We start from the raw sequence: 17,801 nt of genomic DNA, 5'->3' as shown, positions 1-17,801 counted from the left end.
TTTATCCTTCAAGTTTGGCCATTATTTCTTCCATTTCTTTGTCATCTATATCAAAATTTGCATAAACTTCTTGCACATCATCATTATCTTCCAAAATACTTATCAATTTCAATACTTTTTCTGCATCTGCACCCGTTACTTTAACGGTATTTTTTGGGATAAAGGTTACCTTTGCTTCTCCCTCAAAACCGTTTTCTGCCAACTTATCTTTTACCTCAGTCATATTTTCTGGAGCTGTAATAACCTGTATAGGATCATCTTCAACAATATCATCTGCTCCTGCATCAATTGCTACCATTGCAAATTCCTCAAAGTCTGCAACTTTTTCTTTCGGAATTTCAATAATTCCTTTCCTTTCAAACAACCACGCAACAGAACCACTCTCTGCAAGAGAACCTCCATGTTTACTCAGAAGATGCCTTAATTCTTGAGCTGTTCTATTTTTATTATCTGTCATAGCATAAATGTACAATGCAACTCCAGCAGGAGCATATGCCTCGTATATTATTTCCTGGTAATCTACACCTTCCAGTTCACCTGTACCCTTTTTTATGGATTTTTCAATTGTATCTTTTGGCATATTTGCCGCTCTTGCTCTTTCTATAACTGCTCTTAATCTTGGATTTGTTTCTGGATCTCCCCCGCCTTCTCTTGCAGCAACTATAATCTCTCTAATCAATTTTGTAAATATTTTAGATCTTTTTGCATCTTGGGCCGCTTTCCTATGTTTAATATTTGCCCATTTGTTGTGACCCGACATTCTTTTACCTCCTTCAAATTATCCTTAACACATTAATTATACCATAAATCATTTTTTCCTATCTTCCGGTTTAATAACCTTGTCTATTAAACCGTATTCAAGCGCTTCTTCAGGTGTCATGAAAAAGTCTCTATCCGTATCTTTTTCCAGCCTCTCAATTGGCTGACCCGTGTGAAAACTTAATATTTCGTTAATCTTATTCTTTATTCTCAAAAGTTCACGCGTCATAATTTCAACATCTTTTGCAGGACCTTCCGCGCCACCTAATGGTTGATGAATCATGATTCTGCTATTAGGCAGCGAAAACCTCTTCCCCTTTGCACCTCCAGCAAGCAAAACAGCACCCATAGATGCTGCTTGCCCTATACATATTGTGACAACATCACATTTAACATATTGCATAGTATCGTATATGGCAAGCCCAGCACTTACAGATCCACCCGGAGAATTTATATACAATTGTATATCTTTATCTGGATCTTCTGCTTCTAAAAAAAGAAGCTGTGCTACTATTAAATTTGCAACATGATCATCTATGGCGCTGCCCAAAAAGATTATTCTATCCTTTAATAATCTGGAATAAATATCATAAGCCCTTTCATATTTTCCGGTATTTTCAACTACCATTGGGACATATTGATCAATTATTTTCTTCACTCTCTTCACCTTCTTTATTCACATCGACAATTTCTCTTTGAACTTTTTCTGCAGCTTTATCAATAACTTTATCCACAAAAATCATATTCTCTATTTCTTCTCTTATCTCTGGTTTTTCTTTCGCTAAAACCTTTGCCCTTTCAACACTAATACCCCAATAAGGTGCCAAAATTTCGGCGTATTTTTCCAATTCTTCATCAGATACTTTTCTTTCAATGTTATACTCTTTTGCAAGCTTTTCAATTGCAGACTCTTTCTTTAATTCAGTTACATAGTAATCTTTTAAAGATTCTAAAGCCTTTTCTTCAGTTTCGTATTTTTTCACGTAATCTTCATATTTATTTTCTTCTTTCATATTGTTGACTATAAGCCTTACAGCATAATCTATAGTTTTCTCAGAAATAAACAATTCAGTCACATCTGGAAGTTGTGCCAAGATCTGTTCCCTTATTGAATGCTTAATTTCATCATCGTAAATTTTTGTACCTTCTTCTCTTATTTTATTCTTAAGTTCTTCCAAAGTTTCTAGATGTAGTTCGGATAAATTATTTTTTACAAATTCATCGGTTAATTCAGGCAAATTTCTTTTATAAACTTCTAGGATTTCCAATTTATAGTGATAAGTAACACTTTCCCCTTCTTTTCCTGCAAATTCTCTATCAAATTCTACTACATCCCCTTTTTTATGTCCTACTACATTTTTAACGGTTGGTCTTTCATCCTCTTTATACAACACGTATTCATCTTCTTTTCCATCTATTAAAACTTTTCCCGTCTCTTTATTAACCACAAAAACTCTAACTCTAACTAGATCATCAAATTCTGCAGGTCCCTCTTTTGGTTCTAAAACAGCATGTTCTTCCTTTAAAGAATTCAATCTCAAATCAAGGTAATTATCTAGTACTTGTTCCTTATTTGCAATTCTAACCTTAATTTTTTCAACTTCAACTTTTGCAACAGGCTTTTTATGGAAATTTACAACTACTCTTCCATTTTCAGAATTTATTTCCTTTTCCACAATTTCTGGAATTAACAAGAGGTTAGTCTCTTCTTTAAAAGATTTATAAACCTCTTCCAACAATTGCTCAAAGACAAAATAGTCATAAAAATCTTTTCCAAATCTCATTTTAAAAACACTAAGAGGGACTTTTCCTTTTCTAAACCCCTCCACAGTATATTTTCTATTCAATTCGTTTAAAGTCCTTCTTTCAGCAGTTTTAATATCTGTACCATCAAATATATATTCCTTAGTCACAATGTTTTTATCAACACCTAGCTCTTTTATTTCCATACTACACCTCCTCAAAGAGTAAAAAAGGGGGACTTCCCCCTTACTCTTCTATTACAAGTTTTATCAATGACATCTCTGCACCATCGCCTCTTCTTGGACCTATTTTATAAATAGCCGTGTATCCACCTGGTCTATCAAGATACTTTGGTGCAATTTCATCAACGAGTTTATTAACTAATTTTCTATCACCTAATGCTTTGAAAATTTCCCTTCTTAAAGCTACTTCTCTTTCTTTTTTATCTGCCTTTTTCGCCTTTATTGCCTTTGTCATTAATTTTTCAAAAAATTCTTGTGCCGCTTTTGCCTTTTTGGTGGTAGTAATTATACTACTATGTTCTATAATTTCCCTTGATAAATTTCTTAGCAAGGATCTTCTATGGCTTCCATATCTTCCAATTCTATGTTTTTTCATTCTGTGTCTCATTTCATTCTTCCTCCCTTCCAAAGCTTATTCCAAACTTTTCCTTCAGCTTTTCTTTTACCTCATCTAGGGATTTTTGTCCGAAGTTTTTAATTTTTAACAATTCATCTTCTCCTCTTTCAAGCAAATCTCCTATTGTCTCTATTTTATCCCTCTTTAAACAATTTAATGCTCTCATGGACAGATCTAGCTCATCTATCTTTCTACTTAAAACATCATCTTCATCTACCATCTCTTCAATCACTTCTGTGTTTGTAGTTTCGATTACAATTGCATTATCTTCCATATCACCAAAACTTTCTTCAATTAACTTAAAGTGATCATTTATTATCTTAACAGATTGTTTTAATGCTTCTATAGGTTTTATATTTTTCTTAGTCCAGATTTCTAAAATCAATTTATCATAGTCAGTCTTTTTACCAACCCTAACATTCTCAACTTTCCAATTAACCTTAAGAACAGGGTTGTATACTCCATCCAAAACAATCCATCCTATATCTGGTTTTTCATTTCTTTCTGCAGCTGGCACAAAACCTTTACCTATCGTTGCATACATCTTTATTTCAATATCCGCATCTTCATTTGCAGTTGCAATGTGCAGATTTGGATTTGCGACTGTTACCCCCGCAGGCACAATAATATCCCCAGCTTTAATTTCTCCTTCTCCTTTGTGCTGAATACTCAACTCTACTGGACTTTCTATGTAACTTTCCATCTTTAGTTGTACTTTCTTTAAATTTAAAAGTATCTCTATTATATCTTCTTTTATCCCTTCTATAGTGTCAAATTCATGGTATTTTTCTGGTCTTACAAACTTTACATCCGTTATCACAAGTGATGGGATGGAAGAAAGCAAAACCCTTCTTAATGTATTCCCTATAGTTGTAGCGTATCCTTTTTCCAGCGGAAAAAGAACAAACCGGGCATAATAATGTTCATCCGCTTCCGAATGATCTTCCATTTTAAGACCTTTAGGCATAATAAAATCCATAATTTATCACCTCGAGTACAATTCGATAATTGCTTGTACGTCAACTGGAAGATCAATAACTTCTTCTAGTTTTGGATGTCTTTCATAAACCCCTTTATAATTATCAAAATCTACTGAAACCCATGGCATTCTATTTTTATCTTTATTCAATTCTATTGCATTTTTAATTGGCAAAATATCCCTACTTTTTTCCCTTACTTCAATCACATCTCCCGGTCTAACTTGATAAGATGGAATCGTTACTTTTCTTCCATTAACCATAAAATGTCCGTGATTTACAAGCTGCCTTGCAGTTGTTCTATTAACTGCAAATCCCAACCTATACACTACGTTATCGAGTCTTCTTTCCACCTGTATAACAAGATTTTCACGGGTATCCCCCGTTTTTTTAGCAGCAGTCTCATAATATCTTCTAAATTGTGCCTCAAGTACCCCATATATCCTTTTCATAGTTTGCTTTGCCCTTAATTGTATACCATATTGCGTTAACTTCTTCTTGTCTCTTCCATGATCACCTGGAGCAAAAGGTCTCCTATCAAATGCACATTTATCAGTAAAGCACCTTTCGCCTTTCAGGTACAACTTCATTCCTTCGCGCCTGCAAAGTTTACATTGTGGACCTGTATATCTAGCCATTTATTTCCCTCCCTTAAACTCTTTTCTTCTTTGGCCTACAGCCATTAAATGGAATAGGTGTAACGTCTTTAATAATCCCAATTTCAAGTCCCGCTGCTTGGAAAGTCCTAATTGCAGCTTCTCTTCCTGAACCTGGTCCTTTAACCAAAATATCAACTTTTTTCATACCAAGTTTTACCGCTTCTTTGGCAACTTGATCTGCTGCAAGTTGTGCTGCATAAGGCGTTCCCTTTCTTGTTCCTTGGAATCCTGCAGTTCCTCCACTTCCCCAGGTGATTACTTTTCCATCTGGATCGGTTAAGGTAATAATAGTGTTGTTGTATGTTGACTTAATATGTACAACGCCACGATCAACAGATATTTTCTTTTTCCTTTTAACAACCCTACGCGTTTTTTTTGCCATTTATGTCCCTCCTTATTTTTTCTTCTTGATTCTACTTGGTCTTGGACCTTTTCTCGTTCTTGCATTAGATTTTGTCTTTTGACCTCTTACTGGTAACCCCAATTTATGCCTTAATCCTCTATAGCATCCTATATCGATTAACCTCTTTATATTTTGCATTACTTCTGATCTTAATTCACCTTCAACTTTAAAGTTCTGTTGAATAAATGTGGCTATTTTACTAATTTCTTCATCATTTAATTCTCTTACTCTTTTATTTGGATCCACATTTGTCGCTTCACATACTAATTTCGCTCTAGTCCTACCAATACCATATATATAAGTAAGAGCAATTTCTACCTTCTTATCATTTGGTATTTCAACACCAACAATACGAGCCATCTATCTCCCTCCTCAACCTTGCTTCTGATTGTGCTTTGGATTCACCTTACAAATAACGTAAACTCTACCTTTTCTTTTTATTATTTTACAATGCTCACATCTTTTCTTCACAGATGATTGTACTTTCATGGCACTCTCTCCTTTCTTCTATGACTTTTTCCTGTAAACTATTCTTCCCTTGGTTAAATCATAAATTGTTAACTCAACTACTACTTTATCTCCTGGCACTAATCTTATAAAATTTCTTCTCATCTTTCCACTAATATGTGCCAAAATCTTATGACCGTTCTCTAATTCTACTCTGAACATAGCATTTGGCAAAGCTTCAACAATGGTACCCTCCATCTTTATAATATCTTCCTTATTTGACAATCTTATCACCCCACCTGGGTTAAAACTTCACATCCGTCTTTTTTTACTAACAAAGTATGTTCAAAATGAGCTGCTCTTTTTCCATCAACTGTAACCACAGTCCATCCATCTTCTAAAACCGCTACGTGCCAGCCGCCTTCAGTAACCATAGGTTCTATTGCAATAGTCATACCCTCTCTTAATATTACACCCGTTCCTTTTTTTCCATAATTTGGAATCTGTGGATCTTCATGGAGCTTCCTTCCAACCCCGTGACCTACAAAATCCCTTACCACATTGAACCCATTAGATTCCACATATTTTTGTATTTCATGAGAAATATCTCCTAGTTTTATACCCGCTCTTAATATTTCAACTGCTATATTCAATGCTTCTCTTGTTGTCTCAACTAACTTTTTCCCAACTTCATCGGTATCACCTATTATATACGTGTATGCACCATCACCATAATACCCATCGTATATTGCACCTACATCTAACGAAACTATATCACCTTTTTTAAATACCTTCTTCTTCAATGGAAATCCATGTATAACTTCATCATTTACAGAAACAGTAGTAATATATGGATAACCGTGATAACCTTTAAACGCTGGAGTACATTTTAACTCTTTCAAAATCTTTTCGGCCAAAACCTCTAAATCCCATGCCGTCGCACCAACTTTTGCAACTTTTTCTGCTTCTTTCAATATTGTAGCCACCGCTTGTGAAGCTACTTTTATCTTTTCAATTTCTTCTTTGTTTTTAATGTAAATCAATTCTTTCACCTTCTGATAATATTTAATACTTCTTTTATTACTGAATCAACATCCATACTACCATCCACTGTAAAAAGTTTGTTAGATTTTCGATAATATTCTATTACAGGAAACGTGTTTTCCATATAAACTTTATATCTTTTTCTTACAACTTCTTCTCTGTCATCTTCTCTTTGATATAACTCCCCACCACAAACATCACACTTTCCATTAACCTTAGGAGGAAGAGTTATTAAGTTATAAATCTTGCCACAATTTTTACAAATTCTTCTATTGCTAATTCTCTCAACAACAACCTCTTCACTTGCTTCAAAATATATTGCATACCCAAGTTCCCTTCCAAGTTTTTTCAATATTTCATCTAAAGCTTTAGCCTGAGCAACTGTTCTTGGAAATCCGTCTAATATAAATCCTTTTTTACAATCGTATTTTGAAAGCCTTTCTTTTACAATTGTATTTGTCAAATCATCTGGTACAAGTTCTCCACGTTTTAATATTTCTTCTACTTTTTTACCTAGATCACTTTTAGAAGCTATCTCTTCTCTAAATATATCTCCAGTTGATATATGCGGAATATTTAATATATTTGCCAATTTTTTTGCATAAGTTCCTTTACCAGCCCCAGGAGGCCCCAGGAAGACAATATTCATATTCTCATCTCCTTCCTGGGAGTTTTCCTTTTTTAACAAATCCTTCGTAATTTCTCATAATAAGGTGCGCTTCCATTTGTTGAGCTATGTCAAGTGCCACACCAACAGCAATCAATGCACTCGTACCACCAAGCCATATGCTAACTCCCGTAACACCTTGAACCAAGTAAGGAACAAGTGCAATTGCAACTAAGAATAATGCCCCAACAAAAGTTATCCTATTCAAAACCCTTGTAATATATTGCTCAGTTGGTTTTCCCGGTCTAATACCTGGTATGTATCCACCATAACTCTTTATATTTTGTGCTATATCTTTTGGATCAAATACAACAACACTGTAGAAATACGTAAAGAAGAAAATCAAAACAGCATAAATAGTTATCACAAGTGGACTAGTCATTGAAAATAATGATTTTAAAGTTTCAGAACTTGTAAATTGTGCTATACCAACTGGTATAGAAACTATTGCCCAACCAAATATAATTGGAATAACTCCACTGTGATTCACCTTGATTGGAATGTGAGTTGAAGTCCCACCATATATTCTTCTTCCAACCATTCTGGATGCGTATTGTACTACTATTCTTCTTTCGGCTTGTTGTACATATATAATACCAATAACCATTAAGAACATTACTCCAAGCAAGAAAATCCATTCAAATATGTTTAATCCGCCAAGTACCGCTGTTCTAAAATATGCTGGATATCTTGCAACAATTCCCGCAAAGATCAAAACACTAATACCATTTCCTATACCTTTTTCCGTTATCCTATCACCAATCCACAATAAGAACATAGTACCAGCTAGCAATGTCATAGTAGATAAAAGTGTAAATGTCCATAAAGGAATAACTAACACATTCTCAAAACTTCTTGCAAGACCAAATGAAACCACAAATCCCTGCAACGCACCAAGTATAACGGTCAAATTTCTAGTAATTCTTTGAAATTTCTTTCTTCCCTCTTCACCTTCTTTTAACAACTCTTTTAAAGAAGGAATAACTGAAGATAGAAGTTGCAAAATAATCGATGCGTTTATATATGGTGTAACACTCATTGCAAATATTGAAAACCTTCTAAATGCTCCACCTGTAAAGACATCATAAAAACTCATCAAACCTCCAGCAGCACCCGTTCCCATTTGAGAAAACGCAACCCCCCATGCCTTCAAGTTCACCCCAGGAACCGGAATGTAAATTCCGAGCCTAAAGACTATAAGCATTAGTAACGTGAAAATTATTCTATCTCTAAGTTCAGGTATTTTAAAAGCGTTTTTTAATGCCTTCCACATTGTTAAATCACCTCTGCCTTGCCGCCAACGGCTTCTATCTTCCTCCTGGCACTTGAACTAAAGGCATGGGCAATTACCGTTAATGGTTTTGTTATTTCACCATTTCCTAGTATTTTTACTCCATCATTAATTTTCTTAATTAAACCTCTTTCCATTAATTTATCAGGTGTTACTTCTTCTCCTGATTCAAAATACTTCTCAAGTTGCTCAACATTTATTACTGTGTAAACCTTTTTGGCAAAGTTTTTAAATCCAAATTTTGGTAATCTTCTGTGCAAAGGTGTCTGACCACCCTCAAACCAAATATGAACTTTTCCTCTTCCCCTTGCTTTTTGACCTTTGTGTCCCTTTCCAGAAGTTTTTCCTTTTCCAGAACCTATTCCTCTACCTACTCTTGTTCTTTTTTTCATAGAACCAGGAGTCGGTTTTATATCGGATAATCTCATATTATATTACCTCCCTTATTCCTCTATTTCTTCAACTTTAACCAAATGTCTTACCTTTCTAATCATACCTCTAATTTGAGGAATATCTTCTTTAATCACCGTCGAATTTAACTTTCTCAACCCAAGTCTTTTAACTGTATCTTTTTGATCATATTTGTATCCAATAGGACTTTTAACCAAGGTTATTTTTAACTTTTTCATATTAACCCTCCTTCTTTACACCATAAATAACTTCTTTTGGAGTTATATCTCTTAATTCAGCTATTTTCTCCAAGGATAGGAGGTTTTTCAAACCATTAACCGTTGCCTGAGCCAAAACAACCGGATTGGTTGAACCACTTGATTTTGTCAATATATTGTGAATACCGGCCAATTCAACAATAGCACGTACTGTTCCATTTGAGATGATACCTGTACCTGGTGCAGCTGGTTTTAACAAAACTTTCGCCGCATCCTGTCTTCCAACAATTTCATGAGGAATCGTGCCATTGTGGATTGATACTTTAAATACGTTTCTTCTTGCAGCTGATAAAGCTTTTCTTATAGCATCTGGTACTTCTCTTGCTTTTCCAACGCCAACTCCTACTTTTCCATTTCTATTTCCAACAACGGCTAACACCCTAAAGGAAAGATTTTTCCCACCCTTTGTAACTTTTGTAGTCCTTCTAATTTCCACTATTCTTTCTTCGAAATCTTCACCCGTTGCCTTTATTTTCTGTGCAATATCTGCCATTCAGTGCACCTCCCTTAAAATTCCAAGCCTGCTTCTCTAGCACCTTCAGCAAGTTCTGCAATTCTTCCGTGGTATCTGTATCCACCTCTATCAAAAACCACTTTCTTGATACCCTTTTCGATTGCTCTCTTACCAATTAACTTCCCAACTTCACGTGCCGCCTCTTTATTCCAAGTCTTTTTCAAAGCTTCTCTCAATTCCTTATCTAAAGTTGATGCCGCTACCAATGTATGCCCTTTATCATCATCTATAACCTGTGCATATATGTGTTTTTCACTTTTATATACACACAACCTTGGCCTTTCAGCTGTACCATGAATTTTTTTCCTTATACTTAAGTGTCTCTTTTTCCTTCTCCAATTTCTATTTTCTCTTTTTATCATCTCAGTGTACCCCCTTTATGCTTTCTTTCCTTCTTTCAATCTTACTACTTCTCCTACGTATCTAATACCCTTTCCTGAATATACGTTAGGTTCTCTCCACCTTCTTATATCCGCTGCCACTTGCCCTACTCTTTGTTTATCAATTCCGCTCACTATAATTTTATTTGGACTTGGGACTTCCACTGTAACATCAGATGGTATTTCCATTTCAACGGGATGCGCATATCCGAGATTCATAACCAATTTTTTCCCTTGCAACTGTGCTCTGTAACCTATTCCAACAATTTCTAATTCCTTTTTAAATCCTTGTGTAACACCAATAATCATGTTATTAAACAATCTCCAGTATGTACCTGTAAACATTTTCATTTTCTTTAAGTCTGACTTTCTTTTCATAAATTCAACGTTTGGTTTTACATTAATTTCATTTTCATTAATCTCGACTTTAACATAAGGTAAAAATTCTTGCGACAACTCACCTTTTGGACCTTTAACCTTAAAAATATTTCCTTCAACCTTAACTTCTACGCCATTTGGTATTACTATAGGTTTATTTGCTATACGGGACATTGAGTACACCTCCTTACCAGATATAGGCGATTACTTCTCCGCCAACTCCAATTTCTCTTGCCATTTTGTCAGTCATAACGCCTTTAGAAGTTGTTAAAATTGCTATTCCTAATCCATTTTTAACCTTTGGAAGATGATCTTTATCCACATAAATCCTTCTTCCTGGCTTTGAAATTCTAACAATTCCGTGAATTACTCTTTCTCTATTTCTCCTTGTACCTTTGTATTTCATTTGAATTCTGATGATTCCTTGTTTCCCATCCTCAATATATGTGTAATCTTTAATAAATCCTTCTGTTTTCAAAATTTCAGCTATTGCTTTCTTTAAATTTGATGCTGGAACATCTACTTGTTCTTTTAATGCAACGTTAGCATTTCTTATTCGAGTGAGCATGTCAGCTATTGGATCGCTCCACATTGTATTCCCCTCCTTTTACCATGTTGCCTTCCTAACTCCCGGGAGTTTTCCCTCGTTGGCCATTTTTCTAAAACAAACCCTACATACACCAAATTCTCTATAAACAGAATGTGCACGTCCACATATCTTACATCTTGTATACTCTCTTGTTTTAAATTTTTTGGGTTTCTTCCATCTTTCTACAAGACCTTTTCTTGCCATATTTAAACCTCCTTATTGTCTTTTAAAAGGAAATCCAAAGAGTTCAAGTAACTTCCTAGCTTCCTCATCGGTTTTTGCTGTTGTGACAATTACAATATCCATACCTTGCACTCTTCTTACCTGATCAGGAGAAATCTCTGGAAATACCAATTGTTCTGTCAAACCGAATGAGTAGTTTCCCCTTCCATCAAAACCATTTGGATTCAATCCCCTAAAGTCTCTAACTTTTGGCAGTACAAGATTAATGAGCTTATACAAAAAGTTGTACATATTGATTCCTCTTAAAGTAACTTTCAATCCTATTGGCATACCTTTTCTTATTTTAAAATTAGATATACTCTTTTTTGCTCTTGTTACCACAGGTTTTTGACCTGCAATTAAAGCTAATTCCTTTGCGTGGATATCTATAACATCTTTATTTCTTGAACCTTCACCAATTCCCATATTTATAACTATCTTTTCCAATCTTGGAACTTGGTGAATGTTTTTATAGCCAAATTCTTTCATCATTGCATTTCTAATTTCTTTTTCATATTTTTCCTTTAATGGTATGTACTGCATGCTCTATGCCTCCTTACTTATCTATGACTTCTCCGCATTTCTTACAGTACCTTACTTTTTTACCGTCTTCTAAGAATTTAAATCCAACTCTTGTAGCATTTCCACAACTTGGACACACTAATGCAACCTTTGAAACATATATAGGAGCCTCTTTCTCAATTATTCCTCCTTGCCTCATCTGTGCATTTGGTCTTTGATGTCTTTTTACAATATTTACCCCTCTGACTATAACCTTATCCTCTTTTGGAATCACTGTAATTACTTCACCTGTTTTTCCCTTGTCCTTTCCAGATAGTACCTTTACCGTATCTCCTTTTCTTATTTTTCTTGCCACTGCACATCACCCCTTAAAATACTTCCGGCGCTAAGGAGACTATTTTCATAAAACCTTTTTCTCTTAATTCCTTTGCCACTGGTCCAAAAACACGTGTCCCCTTAGGCTCGTTATATTTATCAATCACAACAGCAGCATTATCATCAAAACGAATATATGAACCATCAGGTCTTCTTATTTCTTTTTTCGTTCTAACAATAACCGCTTTAACTACATCACCTTTTTTCAAATCTCCATTTGGAACTGCATCTCTTACACTGCAGACAACAATATCTCCAACCGTTCCCCATTTTCTTCTGGAACCACCCATTACCCTAATTACCCTTAAAAGTTTTGCACCTGAGTTATCAGCCACGTTGAGGTAGCTTTCATTGATTATCATTGTTACTACCTCCTTCCGCATCTTCTACTTCTTCTGTAAATACAGACCTTTCAATTATTCTCAACACTTTCCATCTTTTGAGCTTACTCAAAGGTCTTGACTCAATAATTTCAACGGTATCTCCTACTCTGCATTCGTTATTTTCATCATGCGCATAATATTTTTTTGTCCTCTTTATATATTTACCCACTCTCGGGTGTTTTACCAACGTACTAACGGAAACAACAACCGTCTTATCCATCTTATCGCTTACAACTTCACCTACAAGTCTTTTCTTTGGCATGTCAATTACCTCCTTACACCCAATTCTCTTTCCCTGAGAATTGTTTTGATTCTTGCTATATCTTTCCTAGTCTTTGATATCTGACTATAATCGTTTAGTTGACCTAGTACATTCTGGAACCTCAAGTTCATGAGAGTTCTTTTCTTTTCCTCTAACAAATTCATTAATTCTTCATTTGTAAGATTTCTAAGTTCAGCAGCCTTCATACTGCTTCACCACCTATCTCATGTCTTTTTACTATTTTTGTTCTAATTGGAAGTTTTGTTGCAGCGTATTCAAGTGCTTCTCTTGCTAATTCTTCACTTACTCCACCAATCTCAAACATTATCCTTCCAGGTTTCACTACTGCTACCCATCCTTCAACGTTACCTTTTCCCTTTCCAAGCTTACTCTCTGCCGGGTGTTTTGTATACGATTTATCTGGAAAAATCCTAATCCATAACTTTCCTGATTTTTTCAAAGTCCTTGTAATAGCAATTCTACATGCTTCAATCTGTTGTGCAGTAATCCAATGAGGTTCAAGCGCTTTTAAACCATATTCACCAAATGCAACTAATGCTCCACCTTTTGCCTTACCCTTCATTCTTCCCCTATGCTGTTTTCTGTACTTTACTCTCTTTGGCATCAACATGTCGTACTACCTCCTTTAGACGTCAGATATCGGCGTCGCCTTTATAAATCCATACCTTTATACCTATCGTACCGTATTTTGTTTCTGCTCTCGCAGTCCCATAATCTATTATAGATCTAATCGTTTGAAGTGGTAATCTTCCTTTCAAATACCATTCTGTTCTTGCAATTTCAGCACCTGCTAATCTTCCAGAAACCATTATTTTTATACCTTTTGCACCTTTTCTCATTGCGTTAAATATTGCCCTTTTCATAACGACTTTATATGAAGCACGTTTTTCAATCCTATTTGCGATATTTTCCGCAACAAGTTGTGCATCCACTTCAGGTAATTTTATTTCTTCAACATTTACAATAAATCTCCTATTGAATCTTGTCTCCAACTCTTTCCTTAATTCAGTGATTTCTGCACCTTTTTTACCTATTATTATACCAGGTCTTGCCGTCTTTATAATCGCAATAACTCTCTCTGAATCTGGTCTTTCAATTACTATTTCGCTGATTCCTGCGTGAGAGTATTTTGATTTTATTACCTTTCTTATTTCTTCATCTTCTAACAAATATTCTTTGTAATTTTTTTCGTTGAACCAAGTTGCTTGCCAATCAGTTGTTATCCCGAGCCTAAAGCCACGTGGATGAACTTTTTGACCCACCTTACCACCTCACCTTTCTATTTCTTTTCATCAATTGCAGCCTTCTCGGCTTCCCTATCTCTAACTATTACTGTTATATGAGACATTCTCTTTTGTATTATGTCCGCGCTTCCTCTTCCCCTTGGCCAAAGTCTTTTCATTCTAGGACCATCGTTTACATAACAGGTGTAAACGTACAAATTTTCTTCATTTAATCCGTGATTATTAACCGCATTCGCTACTGCTGATTTTAACACATTTTTTATTATTCGTGCAGCTTTTTTAGGAGAAAATTCAAGAATTGTAAACGCTTCTGAAACATTTTTCCCTTTTATTGAATTTGCAACACTTCTGGCTTTTCTAGGTGAAATTCTTATATACTTTGCAACAGCCTTTGCTTCATAGACGGGCATCGATGCTAATTTTTCTTTCCTTACTCTATGAAATTTAGAGCGTTTCATTCCATTTCTCTTTATGAGAACTTGCATTGCTTCCACCCTCCTCACTTTTTAACCTGACCCTTACTTGCTGACTTATCCGCGTGCCCTCCAAATCTTCTGGTAAAGGAAAATTCTCCCAATCTGTGTCCTACCATATTTTCCGTAATATAAACCGGGATATGTTTTAATCCATTGTAAACTGCTATTGTATGCCCAACCATTTCTGGTACTATCATACTTGCCCTACTCCATGTCTTTATTATCTTTTTTTCTCCTGCTTCGTTTAACTGTCTTATTTTCTTTAATAATTTGGGATCTACATAAGGTCCCTTTTTCGTGGACCTACCCATTATTGCACCTCCTCATCAACCATTTCTTCTTCTAACAATTAATTTATCTGACGCTTTCTTACCTCTTCTTGTTTTATATCCTTTTGCCAATTGACCCCATGGACTTTGTGGATGGTGACCTTTTCCTCTACCTTCACCTCCACCATGTGGGTGATCAACTGGATTCATTGCAACCCCTCTTACATGCGGCTTTCTACCTTTCCATCTAACCCTACCTGCTTTACCATCTACTTCGTTCTTGTGTTCTTCATTACCAACAACACCAACAGTTGCATAACATTTTACTGGAACCTTTCTTAATTCCCCTGAAGGCATCTTTAACAGCGCATATTTACCTTCTTTTGCCATTAATTGACACGATGTCCCTGCCGAACGCGCAATTTGCCCACCTTTTCCAGGTATAAATTCCACATTGTGAATAATAGTACCAACGGGAATATTTTCAAGTGGCAAAGCATTTCCAGGTTTAATTTCTGCATCCGGACCATTCATAATTGTATCGCCAACATTCAATCCTTGTGGAGCCAATATATATCTTTTTTCACCATCAGCATATGCAAGTAAAGCTATTCTGGCTGTTCTGTTTGGATCATATTCTATTGATACTACTCTCGCAGGCACACCAACTTTATCCCTTTTAAAATCTATTATCCTATATCTTCTCTTATGGCCGCCACCTCTAAACCTAACAGTAACTCTACCATAATTGTTCCTTCCACCTGTTTTTTTAAGTGGAACAACCAATGATCTTTCTGGTTCTTTTTTTGTTATTTCAGAAAAATCTGGTATTATCATCTGTCTACGAGCAGGGCTTGTTGGTTTAAATCTTTTAAGACCCATCATTTTTCACCCCTTTTAATGTTCTCCTTCTAATTCTTTAATTGTATAACCTTCTTTAAGTGTAACTATAGCTTTTTTCCACGATCTAGTATAACCTTCCCTAGCCATTGCTCCTCTTCTCAAATCTCTCTTTGGTTTCGGTTTAACATTAACAACATTGACTTTTTTTACCTTCACATTAAACAATTTTTCAATTGCCTCTTTTATTTGTGGTTTATTGGCATCCTTTGCAACCTCAAAAACATACTTCCTATCTTCTCTTGCATAATATGCCTTTTCACTTACAATTGGTCTAATGATTATATCTGCATAATTTTTCATTATCCCAGCACCTCCTCAATCTTCTGGACAGTACCTTGGAGGAGCACAAGCTTATCATGATTTAAAATATCGTATACATTCAACCCATCGATATTAACTCTATCGACTCCTGGATTGTCCGCAATTAATACTTTAATCCCAGGAATATTTCGTCCAGAAATTTTTACATTCTCGTATTTATTCTCTTTTTTAGGAAGAACAATTAAAACTTTTTGATTTTCAAGTCCTAAATTCTTCAAAACTTCCGTCAAGTCTTTGGTTCTCGGCTTTTCAAACTTAATATCATCAACTACAATTAGATTATTCTCCTTTAATCTCAAGGACAAAGCTGATTTTAAAGCAAGCTTTTTCATTTTCTTATTTAACCTTTTAAAATAAACTTTGGGCTTTGGACCATGTGCAACTCCACCGTGCCTCCAATGAGGTGCTCTTATAGAGCCTTGTCTTGCCCTTCCCGTGTGCTTTTGAATCCATGGTTTTCTTCCTCCACCGGAAACCTCTCTACGAGTCTTTGTTGACGCAGTTCCCGCTCTTGCATTTGTAAGTTGCATGTCAATATAACGCCACATAACATCTTGGTTGGGCTCAATTGAAAAAACCTCATTTTTTAATTCAATTGTACCAATGTTTTCACCTTTGATATTAAACAAATCAACTTTCGCCATCCCCAATGCCTCCTTTTTTCATTTTCGAGGCTTGCTCTTATCCCCTCTTTGCAGATCTAATGAGGACAAGGCCGCCTCTCGCTCCTGGGACGCCACCTTTAACCGCTATTAAATTGTTCTCAACATCTATTTTAACAACTTCTGAATTCAAAATTGTTACGCGTTCGTTACCATATTGTCCCGGCATCTTTTTACCTTTGAAAATTCTTGCAGGCTCTGAGTGTTGACCAACTGAACCTAATTCTCTATGGAATTTCGCACCGTGAGATTTTGGACCTCCTCTAAAGCCCCATCTTTTCATAGCACCAGCAAATCCCCTACCTTTTGACCATCCTGTAATATCTATCTTATCACCTTCTGAAAAAATATCAACCTTTATTTCTTGACCCAAATCAAAATTTTCGGGATTATCAACTCTGAATTCTTTCAAGACTTTTAATGGTTTTACTCCTGCTTTTTTGAAAACACCTTCCATAGGTTTATTTACCTTCTTTGCTTCTTCAAATCCCAATTGTATAGCATTGTAACCATCTGTTTCAACGGTTTTCTTTTGCACTACAAAACATGGTCCAGCTTTAATCACAGTAACAGGAACAACCTTATCACCTACGAAAACTCGTGTCATTCCCAATTTTCTTCCAATAATCATTTTCATAACTAGCACCTCCAAGTTTGAATCACAAGTTGATTTCAACGTCAACTCCAGCGGGAAGATTTATTTTCATAAGCGCATCGATAGTTTTTGGTGATGGTTCTAATATATCAATCATTCTCTTGTGTACTCTTTTTTCAAATTGTTCCCTTGAATCTTTATGTTTCAAAGGAGATCTTAAGACAACATATAAAGTTCTTTCCGTTGGCAAAGGTACTGGCCCAGAAACCTTTGCATTTGTTTGTTTTACAACTTCCACTATTTTTTTTGCAGACTCATCAAGAAGTTTATGATCATATGCCTTCAACCTAATTCTTATCTTCTGTCCTGGCATCTTGTTCCCTCCCTT

At 35.4% G+C, this 17,801-nt stretch carries 34 protein-coding genes; all 34 read right to left on the bottom strand.

What is annotated here, in order from left to right:
* Nucleotide 1: 1 nt before the first annotated feature.
* Genes Y592_RS05655 through rpsJ form a run of 34 tightly spaced genes read right to left on the bottom strand, consistent with a single transcriptional unit; the run spans nucleotide 2 to nucleotide 17,786 of the window.
* On the bottom strand, nucleotides 2-760 hold the full coding sequence (locus Y592_RS05655) for a YebC/PmpR family DNA-binding transcriptional regulator (protein WP_075666031.1): 759 nt from the start codon (nucleotides 758-760) through the stop codon (nucleotides 2-4).
* Nucleotides 761-808: 48 nt separating this feature from the next.
* Nucleotides 809-1,387 carry an ATP-dependent Clp endopeptidase proteolytic subunit ClpP gene (gene clpP, locus Y592_RS05650; RefSeq protein WP_232218230.1) on the bottom strand — a complete coding sequence of 193 codons (579 nt, stop codon included), beginning with the start codon at nucleotides 1,385-1,387 and terminating at the stop codon, nucleotides 809-811.
* A gap of 13 nt (nucleotides 1,388-1,400) precedes the next feature.
* Nucleotides 1,401-2,708, bottom strand: a complete 1,308-nt coding sequence (locus Y592_RS05645; RefSeq protein ID WP_075666029.1) for a trigger factor — start codon at nucleotides 2,706-2,708, stop codon at nucleotides 1,401-1,403.
* A 40-nt stretch (nucleotides 2,709-2,748) separates the two neighbouring features.
* Entirely contained in the window at nucleotides 2,749-3,132 is a 384-nt protein-coding gene (gene rplQ / locus Y592_RS05640) for a 50S ribosomal protein L17 (RefSeq protein WP_075666028.1), read from the bottom strand.
* Nucleotide 3,133: 1 nt separating this feature from the next.
* Nucleotides 3,134-4,120: a DNA-directed RNA polymerase subunit alpha gene (locus tag Y592_RS05635; protein WP_075666027.1), complete on the bottom strand. Its 987-nt coding sequence runs from the start codon at nucleotides 4,118-4,120 to the stop codon at nucleotides 3,134-3,136.
* Between the two features lie 6 nt (nucleotides 4,121-4,126).
* Nucleotides 4,127-4,756 carry a 30S ribosomal protein S4 gene (rpsD, locus tag Y592_RS05630; RefSeq protein ID WP_075666026.1) on the bottom strand — a complete coding sequence of 210 codons (630 nt, stop codon included), beginning with the start codon at nucleotides 4,754-4,756 and terminating at the stop codon, nucleotides 4,127-4,129.
* 13 nt (nucleotides 4,757-4,769) lie between these two features.
* The gene (gene rpsK / locus Y592_RS05625; RefSeq protein WP_075666025.1) at nucleotides 4,770-5,159 is read right to left on the bottom strand and encodes a 30S ribosomal protein S11; all 390 of its coding nucleotides are present in this window, start codon (nucleotides 5,157-5,159) and stop codon (nucleotides 4,770-4,772) included.
* Nucleotides 5,160-5,171: 12 nt separating this feature from the next.
* Nucleotides 5,172-5,540 carry a 30S ribosomal protein S13 gene (gene rpsM / locus Y592_RS05620; protein ID WP_075666024.1) on the bottom strand — a complete coding sequence of 123 codons (369 nt, stop codon included), beginning with the start codon at nucleotides 5,538-5,540 and terminating at the stop codon, nucleotides 5,172-5,174.
* A 12-nt stretch (nucleotides 5,541-5,552) separates the two neighbouring features.
* Complete coding sequence (gene rpmJ / locus Y592_RS05615) at nucleotides 5,553-5,669, bottom strand: 50S ribosomal protein L36 (RefSeq protein WP_012057198.1); 117 nt, start codon at nucleotides 5,667-5,669, stop codon at nucleotides 5,553-5,555.
* A gap of 18 nt (nucleotides 5,670-5,687) precedes the next feature.
* Nucleotides 5,688-5,912, bottom strand: a complete 225-nt coding sequence (gene infA / locus Y592_RS05610; protein ID WP_075666023.1) for a translation initiation factor IF-1 — start codon at nucleotides 5,910-5,912, stop codon at nucleotides 5,688-5,690.
* Nucleotides 5,913-5,917: 5 nt separating this feature from the next.
* A complete protein-coding gene (gene map / locus Y592_RS05605; protein ID WP_075666022.1) occupies nucleotides 5,918-6,670 on the bottom strand; it encodes a type I methionyl aminopeptidase in 753 nt (250 codons plus the stop codon).
* A 5-nt stretch (nucleotides 6,671-6,675) separates the two neighbouring features.
* On the bottom strand, nucleotides 6,676-7,320 hold the full coding sequence (locus Y592_RS05600; protein ID WP_075666021.1) for an adenylate kinase: 645 nt from the start codon (nucleotides 7,318-7,320) through the stop codon (nucleotides 6,676-6,678).
* 4 nt (nucleotides 7,321-7,324) lie between these two features.
* Entirely contained in the window at nucleotides 7,325-8,611 is a 1,287-nt protein-coding gene (gene secY, locus Y592_RS05595) for a preprotein translocase subunit SecY (RefSeq protein ID WP_075666020.1), read from the bottom strand.
* Between the two features lie 2 nt (nucleotides 8,612-8,613).
* Complete coding sequence (rplO, locus tag Y592_RS05590; protein ID WP_075666019.1) at nucleotides 8,614-9,057, bottom strand: 50S ribosomal protein L15; 444 nt, start codon at nucleotides 9,055-9,057, stop codon at nucleotides 8,614-8,616.
* Nucleotides 9,058-9,072: 15 nt separating this feature from the next.
* Entirely contained in the window at nucleotides 9,073-9,258 is a 186-nt protein-coding gene (rpmD, locus tag Y592_RS05585) for a 50S ribosomal protein L30 (protein ID WP_075666018.1), read from the bottom strand.
* 1 nt (nucleotide 9,259) lies between these two features.
* The gene (gene rpsE / locus Y592_RS05580) at nucleotides 9,260-9,790 is read right to left on the bottom strand and encodes a 30S ribosomal protein S5 (RefSeq protein ID WP_075666017.1); all 531 of its coding nucleotides are present in this window, start codon (nucleotides 9,788-9,790) and stop codon (nucleotides 9,260-9,262) included.
* Between the two features lie 14 nt (nucleotides 9,791-9,804).
* The gene (gene rplR, locus Y592_RS05575; RefSeq protein WP_075666016.1) at nucleotides 9,805-10,173 is read right to left on the bottom strand and encodes a 50S ribosomal protein L18; all 369 of its coding nucleotides are present in this window, start codon (nucleotides 10,171-10,173) and stop codon (nucleotides 9,805-9,807) included.
* Nucleotides 10,174-10,188: 15 nt separating this feature from the next.
* The gene (gene rplF / locus Y592_RS05570) at nucleotides 10,189-10,743 is read right to left on the bottom strand and encodes a 50S ribosomal protein L6 (protein ID WP_075666015.1); all 555 of its coding nucleotides are present in this window, start codon (nucleotides 10,741-10,743) and stop codon (nucleotides 10,189-10,191) included.
* 13 nt (nucleotides 10,744-10,756) lie between these two features.
* Complete coding sequence (gene rpsH, locus Y592_RS05565) at nucleotides 10,757-11,161, bottom strand: 30S ribosomal protein S8 (protein WP_075666014.1); 405 nt, start codon at nucleotides 11,159-11,161, stop codon at nucleotides 10,757-10,759.
* A gap of 15 nt (nucleotides 11,162-11,176) precedes the next feature.
* Nucleotides 11,177-11,362 (bottom strand): type Z 30S ribosomal protein S14, encoded by a 186-nt coding sequence (locus Y592_RS05560; protein WP_075666013.1) that lies wholly within the window; start codon nucleotides 11,360-11,362, stop codon nucleotides 11,177-11,179.
* Nucleotides 11,363-11,374: 12 nt separating this feature from the next.
* A complete protein-coding gene (rplE, locus tag Y592_RS05555) occupies nucleotides 11,375-11,923 on the bottom strand; it encodes a 50S ribosomal protein L5 (RefSeq protein ID WP_075666012.1) in 549 nt (182 codons plus the stop codon).
* A 13-nt stretch (nucleotides 11,924-11,936) separates the two neighbouring features.
* Nucleotides 11,937-12,257 carry a 50S ribosomal protein L24 gene (gene rplX / locus Y592_RS05550; RefSeq protein WP_075666011.1) on the bottom strand — a complete coding sequence of 107 codons (321 nt, stop codon included), beginning with the start codon at nucleotides 12,255-12,257 and terminating at the stop codon, nucleotides 11,937-11,939.
* Between the two features lie 13 nt (nucleotides 12,258-12,270).
* On the bottom strand, nucleotides 12,271-12,639 hold the full coding sequence (gene rplN / locus Y592_RS05545) for a 50S ribosomal protein L14 (RefSeq protein ID WP_075666010.1): 369 nt from the start codon (nucleotides 12,637-12,639) through the stop codon (nucleotides 12,271-12,273).
* Nucleotides 12,626-12,922: a 30S ribosomal protein S17 gene (gene rpsQ, locus Y592_RS05540; RefSeq protein ID WP_075666009.1), complete on the bottom strand. Its 297-nt coding sequence runs from the start codon at nucleotides 12,920-12,922 to the stop codon at nucleotides 12,626-12,628. The genes rplN and rpsQ overlap by 14 nt, the downstream gene beginning before the upstream one ends.
* A 5-nt stretch (nucleotides 12,923-12,927) precedes the next feature.
* Complete coding sequence (rpmC, locus tag Y592_RS05535; protein WP_075666008.1) at nucleotides 12,928-13,128, bottom strand: 50S ribosomal protein L29; 201 nt, start codon at nucleotides 13,126-13,128, stop codon at nucleotides 12,928-12,930.
* Nucleotides 13,125-13,553, bottom strand: coding sequence for a 50S ribosomal protein L16 (gene rplP / locus Y592_RS05530; RefSeq protein ID WP_075666007.1), 429 nt, complete (start codon nucleotides 13,551-13,553; stop codon nucleotides 13,125-13,127). The genes rpmC and rplP overlap by 4 nt, the downstream gene beginning before the upstream one ends.
* A gap of 22 nt (nucleotides 13,554-13,575) precedes the next feature.
* Nucleotides 13,576-14,205, bottom strand: a complete 630-nt coding sequence (gene rpsC, locus Y592_RS05525; protein ID WP_075666006.1) for a 30S ribosomal protein S3 — start codon at nucleotides 14,203-14,205, stop codon at nucleotides 13,576-13,578.
* Between the two features lie 17 nt (nucleotides 14,206-14,222).
* Nucleotides 14,223-14,672, bottom strand: a complete 450-nt coding sequence (gene rplV / locus Y592_RS05520; protein ID WP_075666005.1) for a 50S ribosomal protein L22 — start codon at nucleotides 14,670-14,672, stop codon at nucleotides 14,223-14,225.
* Nucleotides 14,673-14,686: 14 nt separating this feature from the next.
* On the bottom strand, nucleotides 14,687-14,974 hold the full coding sequence (rpsS, locus tag Y592_RS05515) for a 30S ribosomal protein S19 (protein ID WP_004101445.1): 288 nt from the start codon (nucleotides 14,972-14,974) through the stop codon (nucleotides 14,687-14,689).
* Nucleotides 14,975-14,989: 15 nt separating this feature from the next.
* Nucleotides 14,990-15,814 carry a 50S ribosomal protein L2 gene (gene rplB, locus Y592_RS05510; protein ID WP_075666720.1) on the bottom strand — a complete coding sequence of 275 codons (825 nt, stop codon included), beginning with the start codon at nucleotides 15,812-15,814 and terminating at the stop codon, nucleotides 14,990-14,992.
* Between the two features lie 15 nt (nucleotides 15,815-15,829).
* Nucleotides 15,830-16,135: a 50S ribosomal protein L23 gene (gene rplW / locus Y592_RS05505; protein WP_075666004.1), complete on the bottom strand. Its 306-nt coding sequence runs from the start codon at nucleotides 16,133-16,135 to the stop codon at nucleotides 15,830-15,832.
* Nucleotides 16,135-16,800 carry a 50S ribosomal protein L4 gene (gene rplD / locus Y592_RS05500; RefSeq protein WP_075666003.1) on the bottom strand — a complete coding sequence of 222 codons (666 nt, stop codon included), beginning with the start codon at nucleotides 16,798-16,800 and terminating at the stop codon, nucleotides 16,135-16,137. Before rplD ends, rplW begins: the two co-directional genes overlap by 1 nt.
* 37 nt (nucleotides 16,801-16,837) lie before the next feature.
* Nucleotides 16,838-17,455, bottom strand: coding sequence for a 50S ribosomal protein L3 (gene rplC / locus Y592_RS05495; protein ID WP_075666002.1), 618 nt, complete (start codon nucleotides 17,453-17,455; stop codon nucleotides 16,838-16,840).
* Nucleotides 17,456-17,477: 22 nt separating this feature from the next.
* Nucleotides 17,478-17,786 carry a 30S ribosomal protein S10 gene (gene rpsJ / locus Y592_RS05490; RefSeq protein ID WP_012057174.1) on the bottom strand — a complete coding sequence of 103 codons (309 nt, stop codon included), beginning with the start codon at nucleotides 17,784-17,786 and terminating at the stop codon, nucleotides 17,478-17,480.
* Between the last annotated feature and the right edge of the window lie 15 nt (nucleotides 17,787-17,801).

This window comes from Thermosipho sp. 1070 (genome assembly GCF_001682135.1).
Lineage (GTDB): Bacteria > Thermotogota > Thermotogae > Thermotogales > Fervidobacteriaceae > Thermosipho > Thermosipho affectus.
Note: the sequence above shows the minus strand (reverse complement) of the source record. Positions and strands in the feature narration are given on the sequence as shown.

Coding starts and splice junctions, on each gene's coding strand:
- Y592_RS05655 (WP_075666031.1), bottom strand. CDS start 760: ATGTCGGGTCACAACAAATGGGCAAATATTAAACATAGGAAAGCGGCC.
- clpP (WP_232218230.1), bottom strand. CDS start 1,387: ATGGTAGTTGAAAATACCGGAAAATATGAAAGGGCTTATGATATTTAT.
- Y592_RS05645 (WP_075666029.1), bottom strand. CDS start 2,708: ATGGAAATAAAAGAGCTAGGTGTTGATAAAAACATTGTGACTAAGGAA.
- rplQ (WP_075666028.1), bottom strand. CDS start 3,132: ATGAGACACAGAATGAAAAAACATAGAATTGGAAGATATGGAAGCCAT.
- Y592_RS05635 (WP_075666027.1), bottom strand. CDS start 4,120: ATGGATTTTATTATGCCTAAAGGTCTTAAAATGGAAGATCATTCGGAA.
- rpsD (WP_075666026.1), bottom strand. CDS start 4,756: ATGGCTAGATATACAGGTCCACAATGTAAACTTTGCAGGCGCGAAGGA.
- rpsK (WP_075666025.1), bottom strand. CDS start 5,159: ATGGCAAAAAAAACGCGTAGGGTTGTTAAAAGGAAAAAGAAAATATCT.
- rpsM (WP_075666024.1), bottom strand. CDS start 5,540: ATGGCTCGTATTGTTGGTGTTGAAATACCAAATGATAAGAAGGTAGAA.
- rpmJ (WP_012057198.1), bottom strand. CDS start 5,669: ATGAAAGTACAATCATCTGTGAAGAAAAGATGTGAGCATTGTAAAATA.
- Y592_RS05600 (WP_075666021.1), bottom strand. CDS start 7,320: ATGAATATTGTCTTCCTGGGGCCTCCTGGGGCTGGTAAAGGAACTTAT.
- secY (WP_075666020.1), bottom strand. CDS start 8,611: ATGTGGAAGGCATTAAAAAACGCTTTTAAAATACCTGAACTTAGAGAT.
- rplO (WP_075666019.1), bottom strand. CDS start 9,057: ATGAGATTATCCGATATAAAACCGACTCCTGGTTCTATGAAAAAAAGA.
- rpmD (WP_075666018.1), bottom strand. CDS start 9,258: ATGAAAAAGTTAAAAATAACCTTGGTTAAAAGTCCTATTGGATACAAA.
- rpsE (WP_075666017.1), bottom strand. CDS start 9,790: ATGGCAGATATTGCACAGAAAATAAAGGCAACGGGTGAAGATTTCGAA.
- rplR (WP_075666016.1), bottom strand. CDS start 10,173: ATGATAAAAAGAGAAAATAGAAATTGGAGAAGGAAAAAGAGACACTTA.
- rplF (WP_075666015.1), bottom strand. CDS start 10,743: ATGTCCCGTATAGCAAATAAACCTATAGTAATACCAAATGGCGTAGAA.
- rpsH (WP_075666014.1), bottom strand. CDS start 11,161: ATGTGGAGCGATCCAATAGCTGACATGCTCACTCGAATAAGAAATGCT.
- Y592_RS05560 (WP_075666013.1), bottom strand. CDS start 11,362: ATGGCAAGAAAAGGTCTTGTAGAAAGATGGAAGAAACCCAAAAAATTT.
- rplE (WP_075666012.1), bottom strand. CDS start 11,923: ATGCAGTACATACCATTAAAGGAAAAATATGAAAAAGAAATTAGAAAT.
- rplN (WP_075666010.1), bottom strand. CDS start 12,639: ATGATAATCAATGAAAGCTACCTCAACGTGGCTGATAACTCAGGTGCA.
- rpsQ (WP_075666009.1), bottom strand. CDS start 12,922: ATGCCAAAGAAAAGACTTGTAGGTGAAGTTGTAAGCGATAAGATGGAT.
- rpmC (WP_075666008.1), bottom strand. CDS start 13,128: ATGAAGGCTGCTGAACTTAGAAATCTTACAAATGAAGAATTAATGAAT.
- rplP (WP_075666007.1), bottom strand. CDS start 13,553: ATGTTGATGCCAAAGAGAGTAAAGTACAGAAAACAGCATAGGGGAAGA.
- rplV (WP_075666005.1), bottom strand. CDS start 14,672: ATGCAAGTTCTCATAAAGAGAAATGGAATGAAACGCTCTAAATTTCAT.
- rpsS (WP_004101445.1), bottom strand. CDS start 14,974: ATGGGTAGGTCCACGAAAAAGGGACCTTATGTAGATCCCAAATTATTA.
- rplB (WP_075666720.1), bottom strand. CDS start 15,814: ATGGGTCTTAAAAGATTTAAACCAACAAGCCCTGCTCGTAGACAGATG.
- rplW (WP_075666004.1), bottom strand. CDS start 16,135: ATGAAAAATTATGCAGATATAATCATTAGACCAATTGTAAGTGAAAAG.
- rplD (WP_075666003.1), bottom strand. CDS start 16,800: ATGGCGAAAGTTGATTTGTTTAATATCAAAGGTGAAAACATTGGTACA.
- rplC (WP_075666002.1), bottom strand. CDS start 17,455: ATGAAAATGATTATTGGAAGAAAATTGGGAATGACACGAGTTTTCGTA.
- rpsJ (WP_012057174.1), bottom strand. CDS start 17,786: ATGCCAGGACAGAAGATAAGAATTAGGTTGAAGGCATATGATCATAAA.